The 20,912-nt window shown below is 67.7% G+C and carries 24 protein-coding genes; 13 read left to right on the forward strand and 11 right to left on the reverse strand.

Annotation, left to right across the window (positions count from 1 at the left end; genetic code table 11):
• Positions 1 to 155: 155 nt before the first annotated feature.
• The 4 genes from ACSYAO_RS16005 to rnfB all read left to right on the forward strand — a co-directional run bounded on the left by ACSYAO_RS16005 (position 156) and on the right by rnfB (position 3,906).
• The gene (locus ACSYAO_RS16005) at positions 156 to 599 is read left to right on the forward strand and encodes a DUF2147 domain-containing protein (RefSeq protein WP_032130402.1); all 444 of its coding nucleotides are present in this window, start codon (positions 156 to 158) and stop codon (positions 597 to 599) included.
• 101 nt (positions 600 to 700) lie between these two features.
• Positions 701 to 2,800, forward strand: a complete 2,100-nt coding sequence (metG, locus tag ACSYAO_RS16010; RefSeq protein WP_149909438.1) for a methionine--tRNA ligase — start codon at positions 701 to 703, stop codon at positions 2,798 to 2,800.
• Positions 2,801 to 2,876: 76 nt separating this feature from the next.
• On the forward strand, positions 2,877 to 3,467 hold the full coding sequence (locus ACSYAO_RS16015; protein WP_049463206.1) for an HAD family hydrolase: 591 nt from the start codon (positions 2,877 to 2,879) through the stop codon (positions 3,465 to 3,467).
• Between the two features lie 25 nt (positions 3,468 to 3,492).
• The gene (gene rnfB, locus ACSYAO_RS16020; RefSeq protein WP_080291848.1) at positions 3,493 to 3,906 is read left to right on the forward strand and encodes an Rnf electron transport complex subunit RnfB; all 414 of its coding nucleotides are present in this window, start codon (positions 3,493 to 3,495) and stop codon (positions 3,904 to 3,906) included.
• A 140-nt stretch (positions 3,907 to 4,046) separates the two neighbouring features.
• Here rnfB and ACSYAO_RS16025 read toward each other — a convergent pair whose 3' ends face one another.
• Positions 4,047 to 4,394: a RidA family protein gene (locus tag ACSYAO_RS16025; protein WP_049463205.1), complete on the reverse strand. Its 348-nt coding sequence runs from the start codon at positions 4,392 to 4,394 to the stop codon at positions 4,047 to 4,049.
• A gap of 192 nt (positions 4,395 to 4,586) precedes the next feature.
• Between ACSYAO_RS16025 and mprF the strand changes: the two genes are divergently transcribed.
• On the forward strand, positions 4,587 to 7,151 hold the full coding sequence (gene mprF, locus ACSYAO_RS16030; RefSeq protein ID WP_149909437.1) for a bifunctional lysylphosphatidylglycerol flippase/synthetase MprF: 2,565 nt from the start codon (positions 4,587 to 4,589) through the stop codon (positions 7,149 to 7,151).
• Positions 7,152 to 8,073: 922 nt separating this feature from the next.
• Here the strand turns inward: mprF and ACSYAO_RS16035 are convergent.
• The 4 genes from ACSYAO_RS16035 to ACSYAO_RS16050 all read right to left on the reverse strand — a co-directional run bounded on the left by ACSYAO_RS16035 (position 8,074) and on the right by ACSYAO_RS16050 (position 10,939).
• Positions 8,074 to 9,420 (reverse strand): virulence factor family protein, encoded by a 1,347-nt coding sequence (locus ACSYAO_RS16035; protein WP_053092114.1) that lies wholly within the window; start codon positions 9,418 to 9,420, stop codon positions 8,074 to 8,076.
• A gap of 78 nt (positions 9,421 to 9,498) precedes the next feature.
• Positions 9,499 to 10,116 carry a DUF998 domain-containing protein gene (locus ACSYAO_RS16040; protein WP_049463333.1) on the reverse strand — a complete coding sequence of 206 codons (618 nt, stop codon included), beginning with the start codon at positions 10,114 to 10,116 and terminating at the stop codon, positions 9,499 to 9,501.
• On the reverse strand, positions 10,113 to 10,286 hold the full coding sequence (locus ACSYAO_RS16045) for an oxidoreductase-like domain-containing protein (RefSeq protein WP_049398321.1): 174 nt from the start codon (positions 10,284 to 10,286) through the stop codon (positions 10,113 to 10,115). Before ACSYAO_RS16045 ends, ACSYAO_RS16040 begins: the two co-directional genes overlap by 4 nt.
• Positions 10,287 to 10,336: 50 nt before the next feature.
• Positions 10,337 to 10,939 (reverse strand): HD domain-containing protein, encoded by a 603-nt coding sequence (locus ACSYAO_RS16050; RefSeq protein ID WP_049463332.1) that lies wholly within the window; start codon positions 10,937 to 10,939, stop codon positions 10,337 to 10,339.
• 228 nt (positions 10,940 to 11,167) lie between these two features.
• Here ACSYAO_RS16050 and ACSYAO_RS16055 point away from each other — a divergent pair, with 228 nt between their 5' ends.
• A complete protein-coding gene (locus tag ACSYAO_RS16055) occupies positions 11,168 to 12,322 on the forward strand; it encodes a tetratricopeptide repeat protein (RefSeq protein ID WP_032129363.1) in 1,155 nt (384 codons plus the stop codon).
• A 6-nt stretch (positions 12,323 to 12,328) separates the two neighbouring features.
• Here the strand turns inward: ACSYAO_RS16055 and ACSYAO_RS16060 are convergent, their stop codons facing one another.
• Positions 12,329 to 12,664 carry a zinc ribbon domain-containing protein YjdM gene (locus ACSYAO_RS16060; protein ID WP_010482882.1) on the reverse strand — a complete coding sequence of 112 codons (336 nt, stop codon included), beginning with the start codon at positions 12,662 to 12,664 and terminating at the stop codon, positions 12,329 to 12,331.
• 192 nt (positions 12,665 to 12,856) lie between these two features.
• Between ACSYAO_RS16060 and ACSYAO_RS16065 the strand changes: the two genes are divergently transcribed.
• The 3 genes from ACSYAO_RS16065 to ACSYAO_RS16075 all read left to right on the forward strand — a co-directional run bounded on the left by ACSYAO_RS16065 (position 12,857) and on the right by ACSYAO_RS16075 (position 14,935).
• Positions 12,857 to 14,218 (forward strand): Hsp70 family protein, encoded by a 1,362-nt coding sequence (locus ACSYAO_RS16065; RefSeq protein WP_032129362.1) that lies wholly within the window; start codon positions 12,857 to 12,859, stop codon positions 14,216 to 14,218.
• Positions 14,219 to 14,489: 271 nt separating this feature from the next.
• Positions 14,490 to 14,741, forward strand: a complete 252-nt coding sequence (locus ACSYAO_RS16070; protein WP_005410565.1) for a YkgJ family cysteine cluster protein — start codon at positions 14,490 to 14,492, stop codon at positions 14,739 to 14,741.
• Positions 14,742 to 14,752: 11 nt separating this feature from the next.
• The gene (locus ACSYAO_RS16075) at positions 14,753 to 14,935 is read left to right on the forward strand and encodes a hypothetical protein (RefSeq protein ID WP_005410566.1); all 183 of its coding nucleotides are present in this window, start codon (positions 14,753 to 14,755) and stop codon (positions 14,933 to 14,935) included.
• Between the two features lie 49 nt (positions 14,936 to 14,984).
• Here ACSYAO_RS16075 and ACSYAO_RS16080 read toward each other — a convergent pair whose 3' ends face one another.
• From ACSYAO_RS16080 to ACSYAO_RS16090, 3 genes are read right to left on the reverse strand one after another with little or no spacing between them, the layout of a single operon-like run.
• Positions 14,985 to 15,866, reverse strand: a complete 882-nt coding sequence (locus tag ACSYAO_RS16080) for a DUF4097 family beta strand repeat-containing protein (RefSeq protein WP_032129361.1) — start codon at positions 15,864 to 15,866, stop codon at positions 14,985 to 14,987.
• 10 nt (positions 15,867 to 15,876) lie between these two features.
• Positions 15,877 to 16,410: a hypothetical protein gene (locus ACSYAO_RS16085; RefSeq protein WP_049463331.1), complete on the reverse strand. Its 534-nt coding sequence runs from the start codon at positions 16,408 to 16,410 to the stop codon at positions 15,877 to 15,879.
• Positions 16,407 to 16,985, reverse strand: a complete 579-nt coding sequence (locus ACSYAO_RS16090) for an RNA polymerase sigma factor (protein ID WP_032129359.1) — start codon at positions 16,983 to 16,985, stop codon at positions 16,407 to 16,409. Before ACSYAO_RS16090 ends, ACSYAO_RS16085 begins: the two co-directional genes overlap by 4 nt.
• 126 nt (positions 16,986 to 17,111) lie before the next feature.
• Between ACSYAO_RS16090 and ACSYAO_RS16095 the strand changes: the two genes are divergently transcribed.
• Complete coding sequence (locus tag ACSYAO_RS16095) at positions 17,112 to 17,291, forward strand: hypothetical protein (protein ID WP_049463330.1); 180 nt, start codon at positions 17,112 to 17,114, stop codon at positions 17,289 to 17,291.
• A gap of 35 nt (positions 17,292 to 17,326) precedes the next feature.
• Positions 17,327 to 17,920 carry a mechanosensitive ion channel family protein gene (locus ACSYAO_RS16100; RefSeq protein ID WP_080291803.1) on the forward strand — a complete coding sequence of 198 codons (594 nt, stop codon included), beginning with the start codon at positions 17,327 to 17,329 and terminating at the stop codon, positions 17,918 to 17,920.
• Between the two features lie 637 nt (positions 17,921 to 18,557).
• Here ACSYAO_RS16100 and ACSYAO_RS16105 read toward each other — a convergent pair.
• Complete coding sequence (locus ACSYAO_RS16105; RefSeq protein WP_032129365.1) at positions 18,558 to 18,824, reverse strand: DksA/TraR family C4-type zinc finger protein; 267 nt, start codon at positions 18,822 to 18,824, stop codon at positions 18,558 to 18,560.
• A 160-nt stretch (positions 18,825 to 18,984) separates the two neighbouring features.
• A complete protein-coding gene (locus ACSYAO_RS16110; RefSeq protein WP_032129357.1) occupies positions 18,985 to 19,542 on the reverse strand; it encodes a DUF2058 domain-containing protein in 558 nt (185 codons plus the stop codon).
• A 62-nt stretch (positions 19,543 to 19,604) separates the two neighbouring features.
• On the opposite strand from ACSYAO_RS16110, the gene ACSYAO_RS16115 reads away from it, so the two are divergent.
• Positions 19,605 to 20,105, forward strand: a complete 501-nt coding sequence (locus tag ACSYAO_RS16115; protein WP_005414217.1) for a M48 metallopeptidase family protein — start codon at positions 19,605 to 19,607, stop codon at positions 20,103 to 20,105.
• A gap of 47 nt (positions 20,106 to 20,152) precedes the next feature.
• Positions 20,153 to 20,851, forward strand: a complete 699-nt coding sequence (locus ACSYAO_RS16120; protein WP_032129355.1) for an RNA pseudouridine synthase — start codon at positions 20,153 to 20,155, stop codon at positions 20,849 to 20,851.
• Positions 20,852 to 20,912: the final 61 nt, after the last annotated feature.

Here is a 20,912-nt window from a genome sequence, read left to right on the forward strand (position 1 = left end):
ACCGTGTCGACCAAGGTCGACACCTACCAACAGCCGCAGAAATCTGTCAGAGGCGGGGCGCAGCCCTGCAAAGCCCCCCTTCCCCATACCCCGCCGAATGGGTATACAGTCGACCCATGCCGGCACCGTGCCGGAATGAACCCTGGGAGGGGACCATGCGCAACACCTTCAAGACCCTGCTGCTGGCACTGCCGCTGTGCCTGGCCGCCCTGTCGGCACAGGCCGCCGACGGCGCCGCCGGCCGCTGGAAGACCATCGACGACAAAACCGGCAAGGTGAAGTCGATCGTCGAGATCAGCCAGGCCGCCAACGGCACGCTGACCGGCAAGGTGGTAGACATCCTGCACTCGGACAAGGGCCCGAACCCGGTCTGCGACGGCTGTGAAGGCGCCAACAAGAACAAGCCGGTGAAGGGCATGACCATTCTCTGGAACCTGAAGGCCGACGGCGCCAACAAGTGGTCCGGCGGCACCATCCTCGACCCGGCCAACGGCAAGACCTACAAGTCGAAGATGGAACTGCAGCCCGGCGGCACCAAGCTGGACGTGTCCGGCTGCATTGCCTTCATCTGCCGCGCGCAGACCTGGCAGCGCGAATAAGCCCCCAGGCCCCGCTTCATCCCCGTGACCCGGCTTCGGCCGGGTCACGTCGTTGCGGGCATGCGATACTCTGCGGTTCCCCTCGGCTTCACCCCGCGACCATGACCCGTACCGCGCTCGTCACTACCGCCCTGCCCTACGCCAACGGCCCGCTGCATCTGGGCCACCTGGTCGGCTACATCCAGGCCGACATCTGGGTGCGTGCGCGGCGAATGAGTGGCGGCAAGGCCTGGTTCGTCTGCGCCGACGACACCCACGGCACGCCGATCATGCTGGCCGCGGAAAAGGCCGGGGTCACCCCGGAAACCTTCATCGCCAACATCCAGGCCAGTCACGAACGTGACTTCGCCGCCTTCGGCGTGGCCTTCGATCACTACGACTCGACCAATTCGGCGGCCAACAAGGCGCTGACCGAGCAGTTCTACCTGAAGCTGGAAGCGGCCGGCCACATCAGCCGCCGCTCGGTGGCGCAGTTCTACGACCCGGCCAAGGGCATGTTCCTGCCCGACCGCTACGTCAAGGGCATCTGCCCGAACTGCGGCAGCCCCGACCAGTACGGCGACAACTGCGAAGTCTGCGGCGCCACCTATGCGCCGACCGACCTGAAGGAGCCGCGTTCGGTCATCTCCGGTGCCACGCCGGAAATGCGCGATTCGGAGCACTTCTTCTTCGAGGTGGGCCACTTCGACGCGTTCCTGCGCGAATGGCTGGCCGGCGACGTCGCCCTGCCGGGCGTGAAGGCCAAGCTGGGTGAGTGGCTCAATGCCGAAGGTGGCCTGCGCGCGTGGGACATCTCGCGCGATGCGCCGTACTTCGGCTTCCAGATTCCCGGCCAGCCGGGCAAGTACTTCTATGTCTGGCTGGACGCGCCGATCGGCTACCTGTCCAGCTTCCAGACCCTGTGCGGCAGGATCGGCGAGGACTTCGAAGCGCACCTGCGCGCCGGTACCAGCACCGAGCTGCACCACTTCATCGGCAAGGACATCGTCAACTTCCACGGCCTGTTCTGGCCGGCGGTGCTGCACGGCACTGGTCACCGCGCGCCGACCCGCCTGCACGTCAACGGCTACCTGACCGTGGACGGCGCCAAGATGAGCAAGTCGCGTGGCACCTTCGTGATGGCGCGTACCTTCCTCGATGCCGGCCTGGAACCGGAAGCGCTGCGCTACTACTACGCCGCCAAGTCCGGCGGTGGCGTCGACGATCTCGACCTGAACCTGGGTGACTTCATCGCCCGCGTCAACGCCGACCTGGTCGGCAAGTTCGTCAACCTGGCCAGCCGCTGCGCCGGCTTCATCAGCAAGCGTTTCGACGGCCAGCTGGCCGCGCAGCTGCCCGATGCGGCGCAGTACCAGCGCTTCGTCGACGGCCTGGCGCCGATCCGTGAAGCCTACGAGCGCAACGACCCGGCCGCGGCGATCCGCCTGACCATGGCCCTGGCCGACGAAGCCAACCGCTACATCGACGACGTCAAGCCGTGGGTCATCGCCAAGCAGGAAGGCGCCGACGCGCAGCTGCAGGCCGTGTGCAGCCAGGGCCTGAACCTGTTCCGCGTGCTGGTCACCGCCCTGAAGCCGGTGCTGCCGGCCACCGCCGCGCAGGCCGAAGCCTTCCTGGCCGCGCCGGTGAACGACTGGACCGAACTGGCACAGCCGCTGCTGGGCCACCGCATCACCGACTACACCCCGCTGTTCACCCGTATCGACCCGAAGAAGATTGACGCCATGATCGACGCCTCCAAGGACACCCTGCAGCCGGCCGCCACTGCCGCCCCCGCCGCCAAGACCGACGCCGCCAAGCCGGCCGCACCGGCACCGGCACCGGCACCGGCACCGGCCAAGGACGAAGCCAAGGGTGCCGATGCTCCGGCCTACATCGGCATCGACGATTTCGCCAAGCTCGACCTGCGCATCGGCAAGGTGCTGGTCTGCGAGTTCGTGGAAGGTTCTGACAAGCTGCTGCGCTTTGAACTGGACGCCGGCGAGCTGGGCAAGCGCCAGATCTTCTCCGGCATCCGCGCCAGCTACGGCGAGCCGGAGAAGCTGGTCGGCCGCAGTGTGGTGTTCATCGCCAACCTGGCCCCGCGCAAGATGCGCTTCGGCCTGAGCGAAGGCATGATCCTGTCGGCCGGTTTCGACGGCGGCGCGCTGGCGCTGCTGGACGCCGACAGCGGCGCGCAGCCGGGCATGCCGGTCCGCTGATGCCCGCAGCGGGCGTGGTTGCGGCCACGCCCGCCGGCAGCACCGGCCTCGGGGCAACGCGATGGGAGGCAACGGAATGGAACTGGCGCTGTTCGACTTCGACCACACCGTAACCACCTGCGATACCTATGGCCGTTTCCTGCGCCGCGTGGCCACGGCCGAACAGCTGGCACAGGCGTGGTGGAAGGTCGGCCCGTGGCTGGCCGCATACAAGCTGAAACTGATCTCGGCCGAGCGCATCCGCGCGCGCGTCACCCGTTTGACCTTCAGCGACCGCCACAGCGATGACATCGCCACGCTGGCCGCCGGCTTCTCGCGTGAGTTCCTGCCCGACGTGGTGCGCCCGGAAATGCTGGAGCAGATCCGCTGGCACAAGGAACAGCAGCACACCGTGGTGATCGTGTCCGGCTCGCTGGACCTGTACCTGCGGCCGTGGTGCGAGCAGCTGGGCCTGCAGTTGATCTGCAACCGGCTGGAGAGCCAGGACGGACGCCTGACCGGCCGTTACGCCGGTGGCGACTGTGGCCCGCGCAAGGTCGAGCACATCCGTCGCCAGTTCGATCTGTCGCGTTACGTGCGCATCCATGCCTACGGTGACAGTTCCGAGGACAAGCCGATGCTGGCGCTGGCCCACGAGCGCTGGTTCCGTGGCAAACCCTTGAAGTAACCCCAACGCGCAGCCTTCGCCACGCATGAGCCTGATTCCTCCCCTGACCGAACGCCTCGACCGCCTGCTGCCGCAGACCCAATGCGGGCAATGCGGCTACGACGGCTGCCGCCCGTACGCGCAGGCCATGGCGCGCGGCGAGGCAGGCGTGGACCGCTGCCCGCCGGGCGGCGACGCTGGCGCGCGCGCACTGGCGCAGGTACTGGACGTACCCGCCATTCCGTTTGATCGTTCGCGCGGCGAGCACAAGGCGCCGCAGGTGGCATTGATCGTGGAAGCCGACTGCATCGGCTGCACCAAGTGCATCCAGGCCTGCCCGGTGGATGCCATCGTCGGTGGCGCCAAGTACATGCACACGGTCATTGCCGATCTGTGCACCGGTTGCGAGCTGTGCATTCCACCGTGCCCGGTGGACTGCATCGAGCTGGTGCCAACGTAGCCACCAGACCAACCGGCAGTGGAGCGGCGGGGTAGAGTCGACTGTTTGTCGACTGCTCTTCGTTCCGGCGGCGCAAAACCCCGCGCTGCGCGCGATAGTCGACTCTACCCTCCGCTGGTGGGACCTGACCTTGCCTGCCGTTACGGTACCGCCGCCGTCACTACGATCTCGACCTTCCAGTCAGCGTGGGCCAGCTTGGCCTCGACCGTGGCACGCGCCGGGCTCGCACCCTCGACCACCCACTCATCCCACGCCTTGTTCATGCCGTCGAAGTCGGCCATGTCGGCCAGGAACACCTCGGCGCGCAGCACGTGCTGGCGGTCACTGGCGACCAACGCCAGCAGCTTGTCGATTTCTGCCAGCACCTGCCGGGTCTGGCCGGTGATGTCCTGGCTGGTGTCTTCCGGAATCTGGCCGGAGAGATAGGCGACCTTGTTGTATACGGTCATTTCGGACATGCGCGGTCCGACGTCGTAACGCTCCATCATGGGCGTGGCTCCTGCGGTTGATCAGGCCTGCATTGTCCTCCAAACCGGTCGACGGTGGGTGCACGGGCATCCTCCGCGACACGTCACTACCGGACTCCGACGGTCCCACTGGTCAAATGACGATGACAGGCGCACGATGCGCCACGCCCGCGTTGACACCGCCCTCGCCCCTCCTGCCGCACCCTTGCGCCGATGACCGCCCCCGTCGATTCCACCACTGCCTCTTCCACGCCAACCTGGAAGCGGGTTGCCACCATCGTCATCCCCCTGCTGATCCTCGCCCTGGCCCTGCACGGCCTGGCCAACGAGTTCGACGAGCACGGCTATCGCGCCATCCGCCAGGCGTTCCTGCAGCTCAGCGGCACGCAGATCGCGCTCACCGTGGTACTCGGCCTGGCCAGTTACGCCTGCCTGATCGGTTTCGATGCCATCGGCCTGCGTCGCAGCGGCATCCGCGTGCACCCCGCGCGCGTCGGCATCACCGCCTTCCTTGCGCACACGCTGGGCCAGACCGTGGGTTTTGCCGCGTTGACCGGCGGCGCGGTGCGCCTGCGTGGCTACCGCAGCGCCGGCCTGGACCTGGCGCAGATCGGGCAGGTGGTGCTGATGAGCACGCTCGGATTCGTGTTCGGTGCATGGCTGCTGATCAGTGTGGCGCTGTGCATGGAACCGGCTGCCGCAGCCTTGGCGCTGCCGCTGGATCCCAATGCGGTACGTATCGTCGGCATCGTCGCGTTGCTCGCCTACCTCGCCACGGTGCTGCTGGTCGGCCGCGATGGACGGCAGTTCAGCGTATTCGGTCATGCGTTGTGGCTGCCCGACCGCCGCACCATGATCGGTGTCACCGTGCTCAGCGTGATCGAACTGGTGCTGGCCAGTGCCGCGTTCTACGTGCTGCTGCCGGACTCCACGCCGACCGGCCTGCCGGGCTTCGTCGGCCTGTACCTGGTGGCAGTGCTGGCCGGCTTGGTCTCGACGGTTCCCGCGGGCCTGGGCGTATTCGAATGGAGCCTGTTGAAGCTGTTGCCACAGGTGGCACCGGCTGCGGTGCTGGCGGCGGCGCTGATCTATCGCGTCACCTACTACGTGCTGCCGCTGGTGCTGGCCACCCTGCTCGCCCTTGCGCCTGCCCTGCGGCAGCCGCTGCAGGCCAGCGCCGGAGCAACGCGTGCCGGCTGGAACGCGCTGCGCCCGTGGCTTCCGCAGATCATCGCGCTGGCGGTGTTCAGCATCGGCGCCGCGCTGGTCATCGACGGCACGCTGCCGACGCCTCGCCGTCACCTGGTCAATGCCTCGCTGCCGATCCTGGAAACCTCGCACCTGATCGGCAGCCTCAGCGGGGTCGCGCTGCTGCTGATCGGCCAGGGCCTGGCCCGGCGCAGCCATGCGGCGTGGATGCTGGCGATGGCAGTGTGCGTGATCACCCCGCTGCCGCTGTGGCTGCGTGGTGGCCAGCTGTTGATCGCGGTCTCGGCAGTGCTGGTGGCGATGGCACTGTGGGCCGCACGCCGCGAGTTCTACCGCCAGGGTGCCCTGCTGGACGAAGCCTGGTCGTGGCCGTGGCTGCGCAATCTCGGCCTGGTGCTGGTTGCGGTCACCTGGCTGCTGTTCTTCACCTACAGTCATGTCGAATACCAGAACGAGCTGTGGTGGCAGTTCGCGGTGTCGGGCAATGCACCGCGCGCACTGCGTGCGTTGCTGGTGGTCGCCATCGCGCTGGTGATGTTCGGCCTGGCGCGGCTGCTGCACAGCACGCGCATCCCGCTGCCAGCCGCCGATGAGGCCACGCTGCAATCACTGGCGCCGGTACTGGTCGGTGCCACCGATACCCAGGCCTGCCTGGTACTGACCGCCGACAAGGCGGTGCTGCGCGATGACGCGAAACAGGGCTTCGTGATGATGCAGCGCTACGGCGGTTCGCTGATCGCGATGGGCGATCCAGTCGGCCCGCCTGACGTGGCGCGCGCGTTGATCTGGCGCTTCCGCGAGGAAGCCGACCGGCTGGGCCTGCGCCCGGTGTTCTACCAGGTGGGCGAGACCTACTGGCAGACCTACCTCGACCTGGGCCTGGGCCTGGTCAAGCTGGGCGAGGAAGCGATGGTGCCGCTGCATGACTTCGGCCTGGAAGGCCGCGAACGCGCCGATCTGCGCCAGGCCTGGAACCGGGGCAAGCGCGGTGGCCTGACCTTCCGCGTGGCACCGGTGGAGGAAATTCCCAGCCTGCTGCCGCGCCTGCACGCAATTTCCAATGCATGGCTGGAAGACAAGGCCGGCGATGAGAAGGGCTTCTCGCTGGGCAGCTACGACCCGGACTACCTGGTGCGCTTCCCGGTGGCGCTGGTCGAAGCCGAGGGCCAGATCGTGGCGTTCGCCAACCTGTGGCAGGCACCGGCCGGCGCCGAGCTGTCGGTCGACCTGATGCGCCACGTCAACGAAGCACCGAAGGGCACGATGGACTTCCTCTTCATCGAACTGTTCCTGTGGGGCCGCGCGCAGGGCTATGCGCGTTTCTCGCTGGGCATGGCACCGTTGTCCGGGCTGGCACAGCATCGGCTGGCCGGTCGCTGGAACCGACTGGCCGGTCTGCTGGCGCGGCACGGCGAACGCTTCTACGGGTTCAGTGGCCTGCGCCGCTTCAAATCGAAGTTCGATCCGCAGTGGCGGCCGCGCTATCTCGCCGCGCCCGGCGGCATGCATCTGCCGGCCGCGCTGCTGGATGCCACGCGCCTGATCTCGCTGGATCCGCGGCGGAATTGAAGCCGCGATCCGCCAGGCATGACCCGGCGCTACCTGCCACCCGGTAGGTGTCGACCTTGGTCGACACGCTCATTCCACGGCACCTTCAGCCCCGGCGCCGACCAAGGTCGGCGTCTACCAACAGCCGTCGAGCGTGGCTCGACGCTACATGCGCCTGGTAGGTGTCGACCTTGGTCGACACGCTCATCCCGCGGCGCCTTCAGCCCCGGCGCCGACCAAGGTCGGCGTCTACCAACAGCCGTCGAGCGTGGCTCGACGCTACATGCGCCTGGTAGGTGTCGACCTTGGTCGACACGCTCTTCCCGCGGCGCCTTCAGCCCCAGCGCCGACCAAGGTCGGCGTCTACCAACAGCCGTCGGGCGTGGCTCGACGCTACATGCGCCTGGTAGGTGTCGACCTTGGTCGACACGCTCTTCCCGCGGCGCCTTCAGCCCCGGCGCCGACCAAGGTCGGCGTCTACCAACAGCCGTCGAGCGTGGCTCGACGCTACATGCGCCCGGTAGGTGTCGACCTTGGTCGACACGCTCATTCCACGGCACCTTCAGCCCTGGCGCCGACCAAGGTCGGCGTCTACCAACAGCCGTCGAGCGTGGCTCGACGCTACATGCGCCTGGTAGGTGTCGACCTTGGTCGACACGCTCATTCCACGGCACCTTCAGCCCCGGCGCCGACCAAGGTCGGCGTCTACCAACAGCCGTCGAGCGTGGCTCGACGCTACATGCGCCGGGTAGGTGTCGACCTTGGTCGACACGCTCATTCCACGGCACCTTCAGCCCCGGCGCCGACCAAGGTCGGCGTCTACCAACAGCCGTCGAGCGTGGCTCGACGCTACATGCGCCTGGTAGGTGTCGACCTTGGTCGACACGCTCATTCCACGGCACCTTCAGCCCCAGCGCCGACCAAGATCGGCGTCTACCAAACGCTACACCCCGCCCTTCAGGATCACTTCGGCGAGGCGGTCGTAATCGCCACCGAAATGGTGATCGCCCGGCAGCTTCACCTTCCTCACGCCGTCATTGGCCGGCAGGTCCGGGCACAGCGCGTCCTCATCCTTGTCGCCGTACACGCACAGCGTTTTTTCCGCCGGCAGCCTGGCCACTTCCGGTGCGATCGGCAGGCCGTCGCCGCCACCGCCCAGCCAGTTGCTGACATGGAATTCGAAGTCGGCCTTCCTGCCCACCGACAGCAGCACGATGCGCTCCAGCGCCTCACGGGTGCCAGCGTCGAGCTGGTTGATGGTGGCCGGCAGCACGTCGGCGCCCTGCGAGAAACCGATCAACATCACCTTGTCGCGGTGCCATTGCTGGCGGTAGTGGTCGATGATCTTCTGCAGGTCGCCCGCAAAGCCCTTCGGTGTGCGCTCGCTCCAGAAGTAGCGCAGCGAATCGATGCCGACGACCGCCACGCCATGCTCGTTGAGTGACGACGCCACGTTCTTGTCCAGGCCAGCCCAGCCACCGTCACCGGAGACGAACACCGCCAGCGTATCGCCGCTGCCGGTCGCCGGCATTTCCACCACGGGCAGGCCCTTCAGTGCAGCAGGCGGCGGTGCCAGGCTGACGCCGGCCTGCGCGCCGATCACCCGTGCCGCAGCCACCAGGCCCGGTGACGCATCACCGCGCGCGGTGCGCTTGAACTCGCGTGCCATCGCGACCTGCTGCACGAACGCGCTGGCCTGGCCGACCTTGCAGCCGCGGTCACCGGCCGCGCTCAACCACGGAAAATTCAGTTCGGCCGGCTGCAGCCTGTCGTGCTTCACACCATCGCCGCAGACCATGCGCTGGTGGTTGTGGTCCGGGCAGAAGCCGGTGGTCAGTACACCGGCAAACACCTGGGTATCGGCCTGCGCTGCCAGCGAATAGGCCATCTCGGCACCTTCGCCATCACCGCCGACCAGCGGCAGGTGGTAGCCGGGCAGATGCAGCGAGGCCTGCAGCCAACGTGAGAAATTCTCGACGTCACCGGAACCGAACGAACAGGTCGGGTCCCCCTCGCGCTTGAGCACACCGCGCAGGTGCGCAATGTCCACTGCCGCGACCAGCGCGCCATCGGCACGCAGGGCCTCGATCGGCAGGCGGCTGGTGTCACCACCGGCCGTGGGTTCGTGGAACCAGATCACCACCCGTTGCGGCGTGCCGGATGGCATGTGCACCGGAATCTGCTCGAACCGCCCATGGCTGAACTGCTGCGGGGTCACGGCCGCCGTTGCCGGCAGCGCGGCCAGCGCCAGTACCACACCCATTGCCCTGCCCAGCCCTGCACGCTTCATATCGCATCCCCGATGGAATGCGCACACGATACGCCGCCGCCGCGTGCACGGCACGTACCGGCGCAGGCCGTTGGGGATTCAGTGGGCTGCGGCCCGACGGCTGCGACGGTACAGCGCCATCGCCAGATACAGCAGCCAGCCAACGATCACCGCGATCACCACTTTCTGTCCCAGCCCACGCGGTGGTCCACCACGCCACAGCACATGCAGCCACAGCAGCACAAAGGCCAGCCATGCCCAGCCCCAGAGCAGGCCCGCAGCGGACCGCCAACCCGGTTCACGACGCAGATACCAGGCCTGCAGCAGCATGCCGACACTGGCACACAGGAACGCCGTGTTGGCTGCCAGCCCATGGATGAACGGTGCCAGCAGCGGTGTTGCTTCAGGCAGCCAGCTGTCGCCGATGGCGACCGTCGCCAGGCCCAGCGCGGAAACCGTGAACAGCAATGGTGCGGCCGCACTGCGCCGCGGGCCGATGCTGCCGCGATACAGCGCAATGCCAAGCGCCGCAATGGCCAGCGCCAGCAGGCAGTAGGCAGCGCGCAATGCCAGCCCCCACGGCCCGTGCAGGTACAGGCTCAAGGTCGCCCGCACCCAGTCCAGATCACTGCGCGCAACCTGGGTCCACAGCGCGGTGGCCACGAACAGCACCAGTGCCACCAGCGCCAGCACCGCCGCCGGGCGTGCACGGCTCATGGTGCGGCCTCTGGATGCCGCGTCTTCCACTCGGCCAGCGCCTTGCGGTAGCGCTGCAGCTCATCGGAATACAGGTCCAGCACACACAGCGGGCAACCACTGCCGCAGCATTCGTTGGGGCCGGGTTCTTCCGGTGGCAGCGGGCGGGGATCGGGATCAGGGACGGACACGGTCGGAAACGGCAATCATTGGAAACAGGTCACCAGTGTACCGGGCCGGCTCAAACGCCCAGCTGACGTCGCAGGTTGTCACGGGCGGCCGCGTCCAGGCGCTGGTGGAAGAACTCGCTGAGGAAGATCCGCGGAGCGCGCAGCAGGCCCTGCAGGAAGCGGCGACGGCCGGCACGGTACAGGAAGCCCGGCACCCCCCCTTTGTATTCTTCGGCCACGCCACGGTCATAGGCAGCGAACACCGGTTCCGGCGCGGCCAGGATCGCCATGTCGCAGTCCAGGAACAGCGCCGCCTCGGCATCCACATCCTCCGGACCAAGCGCGCCGTGGCGGGCGGTCAGCAGGATCAATTGCTGCACGCGAGCGGCGTCGACAGTGGCAAGCTCTGGCGCCTGTGTGATCGCCTGCAAAGCCAGCTGCGCCGAACGCGCCTCGTTGTCCTTGCGCCCCGCCTGGTAGATCGCATCGTGATAGAGCACGGCCAGATAGATCTCGGCCGGCTGCTTCCAGCCGGGGCCGTCGGCGACCTCCTGGCAGTGCTGCAGCACCGCGCGCACATGGCCGAAGTGGTGGTAGGCCCGTGGCGGCGTTGCATAGCTGTCCTGCAGCGCCTGCCACTGCGCCGGGGCAAGCGTCAGCGGTGAGAAGTCCATGACCGGATCATCCCGCCTGCGCCGGCGCCGGGCAAGCTGGCGGTTTTTTCACCACGCACTCACAACGCTTGCCGGGCGGGGCCCGGAGCCAGTTGTCCACAGCTTTGTCGAGCGCTGGTCCACACCGGTTGTGGATGAACGCGACGCCGACCAACGGTCGCTGCAGCCGGACATCCATGGGCATACACTCGCCACAGGCGGGAGCGCCCGCCGCTGCCGGGAACCGTCATGTACCGTTCTGCCGCCCATTGCCTCACTCTTTCGCTGCTGGCCTTCTGTGCTCCTGCCTTCGGCGCAGGCCAGGCACCGCCCGCCGATGTGGTGACGACCCCGACCATCACCGTGTCGGCCGCACGTGTGCCGACCCCGGAAGAAGTGTTCGCCATTCCCGCGGACCTGCGCGCGATGCTCCAGAAGCAGGTGATCCAGCGCAGCTACTCCCGCGACCAGCGGCTGCAGGCGCTCGTGGAGATGATCTTCGACCAGCACGGGCTGGACCTGCAGTACGACGCCAATGCGACCTACACCGTCAGCGATATCTGGCAGCACCGCCGCGCCAACTGCCTGGCCTTCACCCTGCTGTTCGTGACGCTTGCGCGGGAGGCTGGCATCCAGGCCCGCGTGCAGGAAGTCGGGCAGGTGGTGTCCTGGTACCAGGACCAGGACGCGGGCGTGGTCTACAGCGTCGGCCACGTCAACGCCGGTGTCGACGTCGGTGGGCGTTTCGGTACCGTCGATCTGGATCGCAATGTGCTCTATGACCGCCGCGGCCCGGTTCCCGTCAGCCGTGCGCGGGCGTTGGCGCACTTCTACAACAACCGGGGTGCGGAGCGCCTCGCCGACGGTGATTTCGTCGGCGCGCGTGCATTCTTCGACGCGTCCCTGGCTCAGGACAGCGGGTTCGCTCCGGTGTGGAACAACCTCGGCGTGCTCGACCACCGCGAAGGCAACAACGAGGCGGCGCGGCAGGCGCTGGACCGATCGCTGCAGCTGGAAGGCCGCCAGGATGCCGCACTGACCAATGCCTCCGCGCTGTTCCGCAGCCTGGGCTTGACCGCGCAGGCGCAGTCACTTGAGCGCCGGTTGAAGTCGGTGCAGCGCGAAGACCCGTTCGCGCAGTACATGTTCGGCGCCAAGGCCGAACGTGCCGGCCAGCTGGACCAGGCGATCCGCTATTACCGGCAGGCCGTTCGCCTGTATGACACCGCGCATCAGTTCCACTTCGGGCTGGCACGCGTCTATTTCCTGGCTGGCCAGCTCAAGCGCGCCGATCGCGAACTGCTGCGTGCACAGGAACTGGGGGGCGCGCCGGAGCAGGCGCGCTACCAGGCCAAGCTGGACAGCCTGGCCCGCTGGCGCGCGCAGCAGCAGGCCAAGCGCTGAAGGCGATCAGGCCTTCTTGAGGAAGCAGGTCTTCAGGACCAGGCCCTTGATCTTGTCCGAGTTGCCTTCGATGTGCTCGGCGTCATCCTCGACCAGGCGGATGTTGCGGATCACGGTGCCCTGCTTGAGCGGGATCGAGGAGCCCTTGACCTTCAGGTCCTTGATCACGGTGACGGTGTCGCCGGCCTGCAGGGTGTTGCCGTTGCTGTCACGCACGACCAGGGTGGAACCGGCGCTTTCCTCGGCGGTCCATTCGAAACCGCAGTCGGCGCAGATCCACAGCGCACCATCGGCGTAGGTGTTTTCCAGGGTGCACTGCGGGCAGGCGGGGGCAGAAGACATCAGCAAGTACCTCAAAGTGAATCAACAGCCGCCATTGTAACCGCCTGGCTCGCTGCCCTTTTCCGGCCAGCGCCCGGCGGCTCGCATGACCCGATCCGGAACCCCCCATCCAGAACAGAAGGCCGCAGGAACTTGCAGTCGGCGACGAACTGCAGCAGAGTGCGCGGCCCCTGATCGCCCCCGGAACTCCCCATGCGCCTCGGCATCGACTTCGGTACCAGCAACTCCGCCGCCGCCATCGTGCATGAGGGGAAACTGCTGCCGATCCGCTTCGGCGACGCCGAGCAGTTCCGTACCAGCGTGTACTTCCCCGGCGTGGTGCCCGACCCGGATGACTTCCAGCTCGACGCCGGCCAGGAACACGAGCTGCAGCAGATGATCGACAGCGCCGCGCGCGCGGCCCGTGCCGCCGGCCAGGAACGCACGCCGCAGGCGCTGCGCCGCGAAGCCCTGCGCGCACTGCGCCGGGAATGGATGGAAGCCCGCGCCGGCAAGGAGCGCAGCGCCAGCGACCTGCTGCAGAACGCGGTCTACGGCGACGACGCGCTGGAAGCCTATTTCGAGGAACACGAAGGCAACCTGGTGCAGAGCCCGAAGTCGATGCTGGGCTACAACCTGCACCCGCGCGCGAAGCAGACCATCACCGGCATCGCCGCGCACATCCTCGAGCACATCCGCCTGACCGCCAGCGCCCAGCTTGGCCAGCCGCTGCGTGCCGCCCTGCTCGGCCGCCCGGTGCAGTTCCGCAGCTCGATCGGCGCGGCCGGCAACGATCAGGCACTGGACATCCTGCGCGAAGCCGCCACCCAGGCCGGTTTCGACCAGATCGATTTCCTCGAGGAACCGGCCGCGGCGGCCATGCATTACCACGCCGAAAGCCGCGAGCGGCACCAGGCGGTGATCGTTGACATCGGCGGCGGTACCACCGATATCGCCCACGCCGAGGTTGGTGGCGATGCTGCGCCGCGCATCCACCGCGCCTGGGGTATCGCCCGTGGCGGTACCGACATCGATCTGGCGCTGAGCCTGTCCAGCTACATGCCGCTGTTCGGCCGCGGCATCACCCGCGTGCCCGCCCACCACTACGTGGAAGCCGCCACCGTGCAGGACATGACGCGCCAGCGCGACTTCCGCCAGCACAAATACGACCATGTCGACGAACCGTGGGGCGCGCGCCTGCAGGCCCTGCAGGACACCGGCAACACCGCCCGCCTGTACCGCGATGTCGAACGCGCCAAGATTGCCCTCAGCGCCGCCAGCGAACACCGCAGCACGCTGGACTACATCGCCCGCGACCTGCATGCCGACAGCAGCGCCGACGGACTGGCCGCCGCCGCCCATGGCTACCTGGAGCAGATCCGCGAGCTGCTGGCCCAGGTCCGCAGCGACATCGGCGGCGACCCGGACGCGGTGTTCCTGACCGGTGGCATGTCCCGTGCCGGCTACCTGCGCCAGGCCGTGGCCGAGGCCTTCCCGGGGGCCCGCATGGTCCACGGCGAGCCCTCGCTGGGCGTGGTCCAGGGCCTTGCGCTGGCGGCAGCCAGCCAGGATTAACAAAACGTTACGCGGTCTAAGTTACTCTTGGTCGGCTAGAACCACGCTGCACCTTCCGCCGGCCACGCCGGTGTGTGTCCACAGTGCAGCCTGGCCCGCCCCGCGGGCCTAGCGGCCATGCCTTCCTGGCTCGTTCATGGTCCGCGCAGCACCTGAGCCGCCATCGAGACCCGCTTTGGGCACCCGCCAGGCCCCTGTGGCCTTACAACCTGACGCAGCACCTGCACCCATCGACTGCCGCCGTTGTGACGCGGTCTGTTGCCGGCTGCCCGTGCTGCTGCAACCCGGCGACCACGTGCCCGGCCAGTTCCTGTCACGCGACACCCACGGCCGTGCCGTGATGGCGCGCAACGAGGAAGGCTGGTGCGCAGCGATCGATCCCTATCACCTGCGCTGCACGATCTATTCGCAGCGCCCGGCGATCTGCCGCCAGTTTTCGATGGGCGGCGATGACTGCCGCCGCGAGCGGCAGGACTACCTGCGCCAGGCCGATGCCTGGGCGCTTTCCTCCCCTTCCACCTGACAGGAGCAACCATGCCCCGCAAGGCAAAGACCCCCGCGAAGGCCAGCAACAGCATCCGCAGCGAACGCAAGGGCGCGGCCGCCAGCACTGTGGTCAGCAGCGATTCGATCGCTTCGGACCTGGCAGCGTTCCGCAAGGCCGGTGGCAAGATCGAAGTCCTCGGCACCACCTGGGCGCTGAAGAAAGCCAGCTGACCCAGTACCGACCGCGGCGGCGCTGCCGCCGCGGCCTGCCGGATCGCGTTCAGCGGTCCAGGCGTACCCGCACACTGCCCGAATGCGACTGGATGCGGATGTCACCATCACCGCCGCCCAGACGCGTATCGAGGTGGCTGCCCGGCCCATAGCGCGGCCGCTCCACCTGCCCGGCGTCACTGTTGATCGAACCACTGAAGCTGTTCACCGACAGCTGTGCCGACACCGTGCGCGGCAGGCTCAGCGTGACCGAGGCACTGACCGATTCGACGTTGATGCGGCCGCCGGGAGCCAACCCGGCCGCTGCCAGATCGATGCTGCCCGAGACGGTCTCCACCGCCAGCCGCTGCACGCGCCCGGCGTCCACCTCGACCCGGCCGGACACCGTCTGCGCACCGATATCACCGGACACGCCGCCGCCGGCCTCGATCCGGCCACTGACCGTGTTCACGTCCAGCTTCGGCGTCTGCAGGCGTGCGCTGACGCTGCCACTGACCGTGTTGAGCTTGCTGTCGCCACTGCGGCCAGCCGCGCTCAGGCTGCCGCTGACCGTGTCGGCCTGCAGCCGTCGCACATCGATGCCGCTGATGTCCTGGCTGGCGCTGACCGTGCTCAGCAGCAGCTCCACCGAGCGCGGCACGTTCAGTACCAGCGTCGCGCCACCATTGCTGCTGCGGCGCGGGTATTCGATCTCCCAGCGCACACGGTTGGCACTTTTCTCCTGACGCAGCTGCAGGCCGTCGCTGAGCGTGCCGGTGAGCTGCACGTCATTGCGGTCCCAGCCACGCACGGTCACCTTGCCGGCCACATTGCTCAGCTCGATGCGACCGCCCGCGGCCAGGGTGTGGCGCTCGTCGATGCGGGTGTCGGCCAGCGCCACGGCAGGGGCCAGCAGCAGCGCGACACAGCAGGAAATCAGGGTTCGGGTCATGGGGGTCTCCTCAGGTCGTCAAGCCGGACTCGGCGGCATAGGCCGCCTGCCGGGTCAGTTCCAGCCGCAGCGCGTAGGTGCGCTTGAGCTGGCCAAGCAGGTGCGGCGCACGCGGGTCCTGCGCCAAGGCGGCACGGATCTGCGCTGCGCTTTCATCCAGTTCGTGCAGCGCCGGCTGCCATTCCGGCGCCCGTCCATCGGGCAGCGAAGCGACGGCCTGCTGGTACTGCTCGGTCATCGCCGCCGCCTGCAGCTGCAGCGCTGAAGGTACCGGCACCTCCGGCTGCGCATGCCGCCACGGTGACACCGCGTAGAGCGCCAGGCTGGCCGCCAATGCCGCACCGACCGGCAGCCACCAGCGACGCCGCGAGCGCGCTGGCAGGGCCACCACGTTGTCGCCCGGCGCAGGTGCCGCCTGCGGTTCACGCGGCGGCAGCTGCGCCGACAGGCGTGCCCAGCCATCGGTGGGTACGCCGCGTTCGGTCGGCAGCGCGCGCAGCCGGGCCAGCAGATCGTGGTCGGAATCGTGGTCGTGTGTACTCATGTCATGTCTCCCAGCCGTGCGCGCAACAGGCCGCGCGCACGATGCAACTGTGCCTTGGAACTGCCGACGGCCATCTGCAGCTGTTCGGCGATTTCCTGGTGTTTCCAGCCTTCGATGTCGTGCAGTACCAGTACCGCACGTGCCCGTGGCGGCAGTGTCGACAGTGCCCGTTCGAGGTCGCGTTCGGTGCCGGCGCAACGATCGTGCACTGCCAGCTCCTGCAACCCTCCGTCCACTTCGTCGAGGCTGTCGTGATCCTGCCCGCCCGCACGTCCGCGCAGCTCCATCAGTGCCGCGTTGACGCCCAGCCGGTGCAGCCAGGTCGACAGGCTGCTCTCGAAACGGAAGCCCGGCAGCGCCTTCCACGCCTGCAGGAACGCTTCCTGCAGCGCGTCCTCGGCGCGTGCCTGCTGGCCGCCACACAGCCGCCACAGCACAGCGAATACACGGGGCGCGTGGCGCCGGTACAGCAGTTCATAGGCAGCGGTATCACCGGCGGCCGCCGCCCGCACCAAGGCGGGTTCATCGACGGCGTCGTTGGCGGCAGGCGGCGCGGGCATGGTGGTGTCGAGCATATCGCTTGGATGCGGCGACCCGGGAAAAGGTTTAGAGCCGATCGATGATCGATGGCATGCAACCTTTTGGGTGGCTGCTGCATCCATGAAAGGTCCTTCGCGAAATTGCCGTCCAGGAGTCCTGCCATGTCCAGCCCATCCTGCGCCGCCCTGCTGGTGATCACCGCCTGTGTCCTGCTGCAGGCGCTGGGCCTGTCACTGCAGCTGCGTCCCGACAATGGCCGCGCCTGCCTGCAGCAGAACCGCCAGGAACTGGTGTGCGTGGCCTGGAACCCGGCGGTCGAATCCCCCGCACGCGCCGGGTAACATCAGGGGCCGTTCCCGCCGCCTGTTTTCGCCCCATGATGTTGTCGCTGAAGGATCACCTGCCCGCCTGGACCCACCCGTGGTTGAACTACGCCGGCGTCGCCCTGCAGATCGTACTGGTGCTGCTGGTCGCATGGCTCCTGCGCGTGCTCGCCCGTCGCCTGATCCGCCGCTTCGCCGAGCACTACACGCTGCCGCCAGAGATGGTGATGGGTGCGCGCCGGATCACCAGTTTCGTGGTCTATTTCAGTGCCCTGCTGTACATCCTCAGCCTGCTCGGCGCGAAGCCGTCGGTGCTGTGGACCGCGTTCACCGGCTTTGCAGCCGTGGGCGCGGTGGCCTTCTTCGCGGCGTGGAGCGTGCTGTCCAACATCTTCTGCACGCTGCTGATCTTCACCACCCGCCCGTTCCGCCTGCACGACTACATCGAGGTGCTGGAAAACGGCGAGAAGCCGGGCCTGAAGGGCCGGGTGATCGACGTGAACCTGATCTACACCACGCTGCAGGAGACCGGCGACGGCCACGAGGGCACGGTGCTGCAGCTGCCGAACAACCTGTTCTTCCAGCGCACGGTGCGCCGCTGGCGCGACCCGGCGCAGGCCCCCGGCGGCATCCAGGGCGACGGCTGAGGGTGGTTTTCGGCAGGGCTGCGCCCTGCACCTGCTACGAGCTGGAGCAACAGCAACAGCAACAGCAACAGCACCAGCAACAGCAAAGGCAAAAACAAAAGCCGGCATTCCGTGGGTTGGCGGGATGGATCCGATGGCGGGAGACGCCGTAAACCCGTCCATGGGGGCTTGGCCGCGGCATCCATGCCGCGGACACTCCCGCCACCGGACCCACCCCGCCTTCGACAGATTTCCGCGATCTGCCCGCATTGCGGTAGAGCCGAGCCATGCTCGGCTCAAATGTCTCGGATCTCGAAATATTCGATTTCGATGGAGATTCATCCACGCATGGCGTGGATCTACCAGATCCCGGGAATCTGTCAGAGGCGGGACGGTGTGGGTAGGCAGGACCGTTGGCGCCATGGATGGCGCCATCGAGCCCCCATGGGTGAGGGCGCTTTGCTTGCGAAGCACTGCTTCGCAAGCGCCCGAACGCCCAGCCGCCAGCGGCTGGGCCGGACCCCGGAGGGGGGTTTACGGCGTGTCCTGCCTACCCACACCGTCCCGCCTACCTGCGGAATGCCCGCTTTTGACGTTGAAGTTGCCTTGGCTTGAAGGCTTCGGCAGATGCAGGGCTGCAAGCCCTGCCGAACAACCTTTACCTCAACTGGCTGTCCTTGCTGCCACGCCGGTTGTAGCCGGCATGCGCCTGCGCTTCGTCGTCATGCGCCTGCTGGCACGCCACGCACAGCCGTACCCCGGGGACGGCCTGGCGCCGCGCCAACGGGATCGGCGCGTCGCATTCCTCACAATGTTCCAGACCAGGCCCCTCGCGCAGCTGGCGCCGCGCGCGGGCGATCGCATCGTCGACGGTGGCGTCGATCTGGTCCTGGACCGCGCCGTCTCCCGCCCAACCGGTGGCCATGGCCATCCTCCGCAGGTGTGTCGCCTGATATGGGGACGATACACCGCGCAGTAAACGGTAGCGCCGAGCCATGACCGGCAGGCCTTCAGCAAGCTGAGCAGAAGGCAGACGGGCCGGAGCAGGCCATTTGCGGCTTAATCCCCTCCGTCCCCTTTTTGGCTTACCAGACCAGGTCGTCCGGCACCTGGAACTGCGCGTAGTAGGCGTCGTCCTCGGCATTGCCGGTGGAGATCTCGGCGGTCGAGCCCGGCTGGCCGTGGTCGACGATGATCGCCTCCGGGGCGCGTTCACGCACTTTTTCGGCAGCGGCGCGCGGCAGCAGGGCGTAGCCCTCGCCGTGGGCAACGATGACCAGCACGCCCACCGACAGCGCCTTGCGCAGCTTGGGGTCGATCAGCAGGGTGCGGATCGCCGCGCCATCGCTGAAGCGGTACTCGTCGTCGCCCTTGTGAGGCACGGCATGGGCCGTGATGATCTGCCGGGCCTGGGCCTTCTGTTCAGCCTGCCTGGCCTGGGCATTGCGCTCGGCGGCCAGTGCGCGGTCGCGCTCGACCTTCTCGGCGCGGGCCCGTTCAGCCTCGCGCTGGACATCGGCCGAGGTCGATTCGGCCTTGCCCTGCCGGGCCTTGGCCTGCGCGCTCGCGGCAGCGCTGGCCTGCGACTTCTTGGCCAGGCCGGCCTTGAGCAATTGTTCCTGCAGCGCGTTGGGCTTTGCCATGGTCGATGCGTACCGCGTGTAATCTTGGATGCCCCATTCTACCGACGCCCCGCCGCCCCTGCATGGCAGTCCTGAAGTACCTCACCGGCTATCCCGAACCCCTGGTCGCCCAGGTCAGTGAACTACTGGCGCAGGGCAAGCTCGGCCCCTGGCTGCAGCAGCGCTATCCCGATCCGCACGAGGTGCGCAGCGACCGCCAGCTGTACGACTACACGCAGGAGCTGAAGGACCGCTACCTGCGCAAGTCGGTGCCGCTCAACAAGGTCTGCTACGACAACACGCTGGAAGTGATCAAGCATGCGCTGGGCACCCATACCGCCATCTCCCGCGTGCATGGCGGTCGCCTCAAGGCCAGCCGCGAGATCCGCATCGCCACCGTGTTCCGCCAGGCACCAGCGGCGTTCCTGCGCATGATCGTGGTGCATGAACTGGCCCACCTGAAGGAAGCCGATCACAACAAGGCCTTCTACCAGCTGTGCCAGCACATGGAGCCGGAGTACCTGCAGCTGGAGTTCGATACCCGCCTGTACCTGACCGAGCTGGCCAACCGCGGCCAGCGCTGACCGGCCGCAGCGGCTACACTGCGCGCCCCCTGCCTGACCTTTCCGCCATGGAACCGATCCGTCTCGACAAACGCCTGTCCGCCCTGCTCGGCATCCCGCGCGGTGAAGCGCGGCGCTACATCGAAGGCGGCTGGGTCAGCGTCAATGGCGAGGTGGTCGAGCAGCCGCAGCGCCCGGTCGATGACAGCGCGGTGATCGTCGTGGCCGAGCAGGCCAGCGATGAAAAGGCCGAGCGGGTCAGCATGCTGCTGCACAAGCCGGCAGGCGTTGCCGCTGAAACCCTGTGTGCGCTGGTCAGCAGTGACAGCCGCAGCGAACTTGATGCCAGCGACATCCGTCCGCTTCAGCGTCACTTCCACGGCCTGCAGCTGGCCGCCTCGCTTCCGGCCAGCGACAGCGGCCTGGTGGTGGTCAGCCAGGACCCGGCCACGCTGGCCCATCTGCAGCGCAATCTGGGCCGCACCGAACAGGAATACCTGATCGAAGTGGCCGAAGGCGGTCCCGAGCGCGGCCCGTGGCTGATGGCGCGGCTGCAGCAGGAATCGGGCGGCGCCAAGGTCAGCTGGCAGAGCGAGCAGCGCCTGCGCTTCGCCGGCAAGGGCCTGACGGCCAAGGGCCTGCGCGTGGCGGTCACCGCTGCCGGCCTGCAGGTCGCGGCCGTGCGTCGGCTGCGGATTGGCCGCGTGGCACTGGGACCGCTGCCTGCGGGGCAGTGGCGTTACCTGGGCAGCGACGAGCGCTTCTGACCGCGAAGTCCCTGCCATCCACGCATGGCGTGGATCTACGGCGATAGGTCTGTTGGCTTTC

This window comes from Stenotrophomonas sp. STK16_22 (assembly GCF_051984505.1).
Taxonomy (GTDB): Bacteria; Pseudomonadota; Gammaproteobacteria; order Xanthomonadales; family Xanthomonadaceae; genus Stenotrophomonas; species Stenotrophomonas maltophilia_A.

Excerpts from the sequence above, each read along its gene's own strand:
- ACSYAO_RS16005 (WP_032130402.1), top strand. The coding sequence starts at position 156 with ATGCGCAACACCTTCAAGACCCTGCTGCTGGCACTGCCGCTGTGCCTG.
- metG (WP_149909438.1), top strand. The coding sequence starts at position 701 with ATGACCCGTACCGCGCTCGTCACTACCGCCCTGCCCTACGCCAACGGC.
- ACSYAO_RS16015 (WP_049463206.1), top strand. The coding sequence starts at position 2,877 with ATGGAACTGGCGCTGTTCGACTTCGACCACACCGTAACCACCTGCGAT.
- rnfB (WP_080291848.1), top strand. The coding sequence starts at position 3,493 with ATGAGCCTGATTCCTCCCCTGACCGAACGCCTCGACCGCCTGCTGCCG.
- ACSYAO_RS16025 (WP_049463205.1), bottom strand. The coding sequence starts at position 4,394 with ATGATGGAGCGTTACGACGTCGGACCGCGCATGTCCGAAATGACCGTA.
- mprF (WP_149909437.1), top strand. The coding sequence starts at position 4,587 with ATGACCGCCCCCGTCGATTCCACCACTGCCTCTTCCACGCCAACCTGG.
- ACSYAO_RS16035 (WP_053092114.1), bottom strand. The coding sequence starts at position 9,420 with ATGAAGCGTGCAGGGCTGGGCAGGGCAATGGGTGTGGTACTGGCGCTG.
- ACSYAO_RS16040 (WP_049463333.1), bottom strand. The coding sequence starts at position 10,116 with ATGAGCCGTGCACGCCCGGCGGCGGTGCTGGCGCTGGTGGCACTGGTG.
- ACSYAO_RS16050 (WP_049463332.1), bottom strand. The coding sequence starts at position 10,939 with ATGGACTTCTCACCGCTGACGCTTGCCCCGGCGCAGTGGCAGGCGCTG.
- ACSYAO_RS16055 (WP_032129363.1), top strand. The coding sequence starts at position 11,168 with ATGTACCGTTCTGCCGCCCATTGCCTCACTCTTTCGCTGCTGGCCTTC.
- ACSYAO_RS16060 (WP_010482882.1), bottom strand. The coding sequence starts at position 12,664 with ATGTCTTCTGCCCCCGCCTGCCCGCAGTGCACCCTGGAAAACACCTAC.
- ACSYAO_RS16065 (WP_032129362.1), top strand. The coding sequence starts at position 12,857 with ATGCGCCTCGGCATCGACTTCGGTACCAGCAACTCCGCCGCCGCCATC.
- ACSYAO_RS16075 (WP_005410566.1), top strand. The coding sequence starts at position 14,753 with ATGCCCCGCAAGGCAAAGACCCCCGCGAAGGCCAGCAACAGCATCCGC.
- ACSYAO_RS16080 (WP_032129361.1), bottom strand. The coding sequence starts at position 15,866 with ATGACCCGAACCCTGATTTCCTGCTGTGTCGCGCTGCTGCTGGCCCCT.
- ACSYAO_RS16085 (WP_049463331.1), bottom strand. The coding sequence starts at position 16,410 with ATGAGTACACACGACCACGATTCCGACCACGATCTGCTGGCCCGGCTG.
- ACSYAO_RS16090 (WP_032129359.1), bottom strand. The coding sequence starts at position 16,985 with ATGCTCGACACCACCATGCCCGCGCCGCCTGCCGCCAACGACGCCGTC.
- ACSYAO_RS16095 (WP_049463330.1), top strand. The coding sequence starts at position 17,112 with ATGTCCAGCCCATCCTGCGCCGCCCTGCTGGTGATCACCGCCTGTGTC.
- ACSYAO_RS16100 (WP_080291803.1), top strand. The coding sequence starts at position 17,327 with ATGATGTTGTCGCTGAAGGATCACCTGCCCGCCTGGACCCACCCGTGG.
- ACSYAO_RS16105 (WP_032129365.1), bottom strand. The coding sequence starts at position 18,824 with ATGGCCACCGGTTGGGCGGGAGACGGCGCGGTCCAGGACCAGATCGAC.
- ACSYAO_RS16110 (WP_032129357.1), bottom strand. The coding sequence starts at position 19,542 with ATGGCAAAGCCCAACGCGCTGCAGGAACAATTGCTCAAGGCCGGCCTG.
- ACSYAO_RS16115 (WP_005414217.1), top strand. The coding sequence starts at position 19,605 with ATGGCAGTCCTGAAGTACCTCACCGGCTATCCCGAACCCCTGGTCGCC.
- ACSYAO_RS16120 (WP_032129355.1), top strand. The coding sequence starts at position 20,153 with ATGGAACCGATCCGTCTCGACAAACGCCTGTCCGCCCTGCTCGGCATC.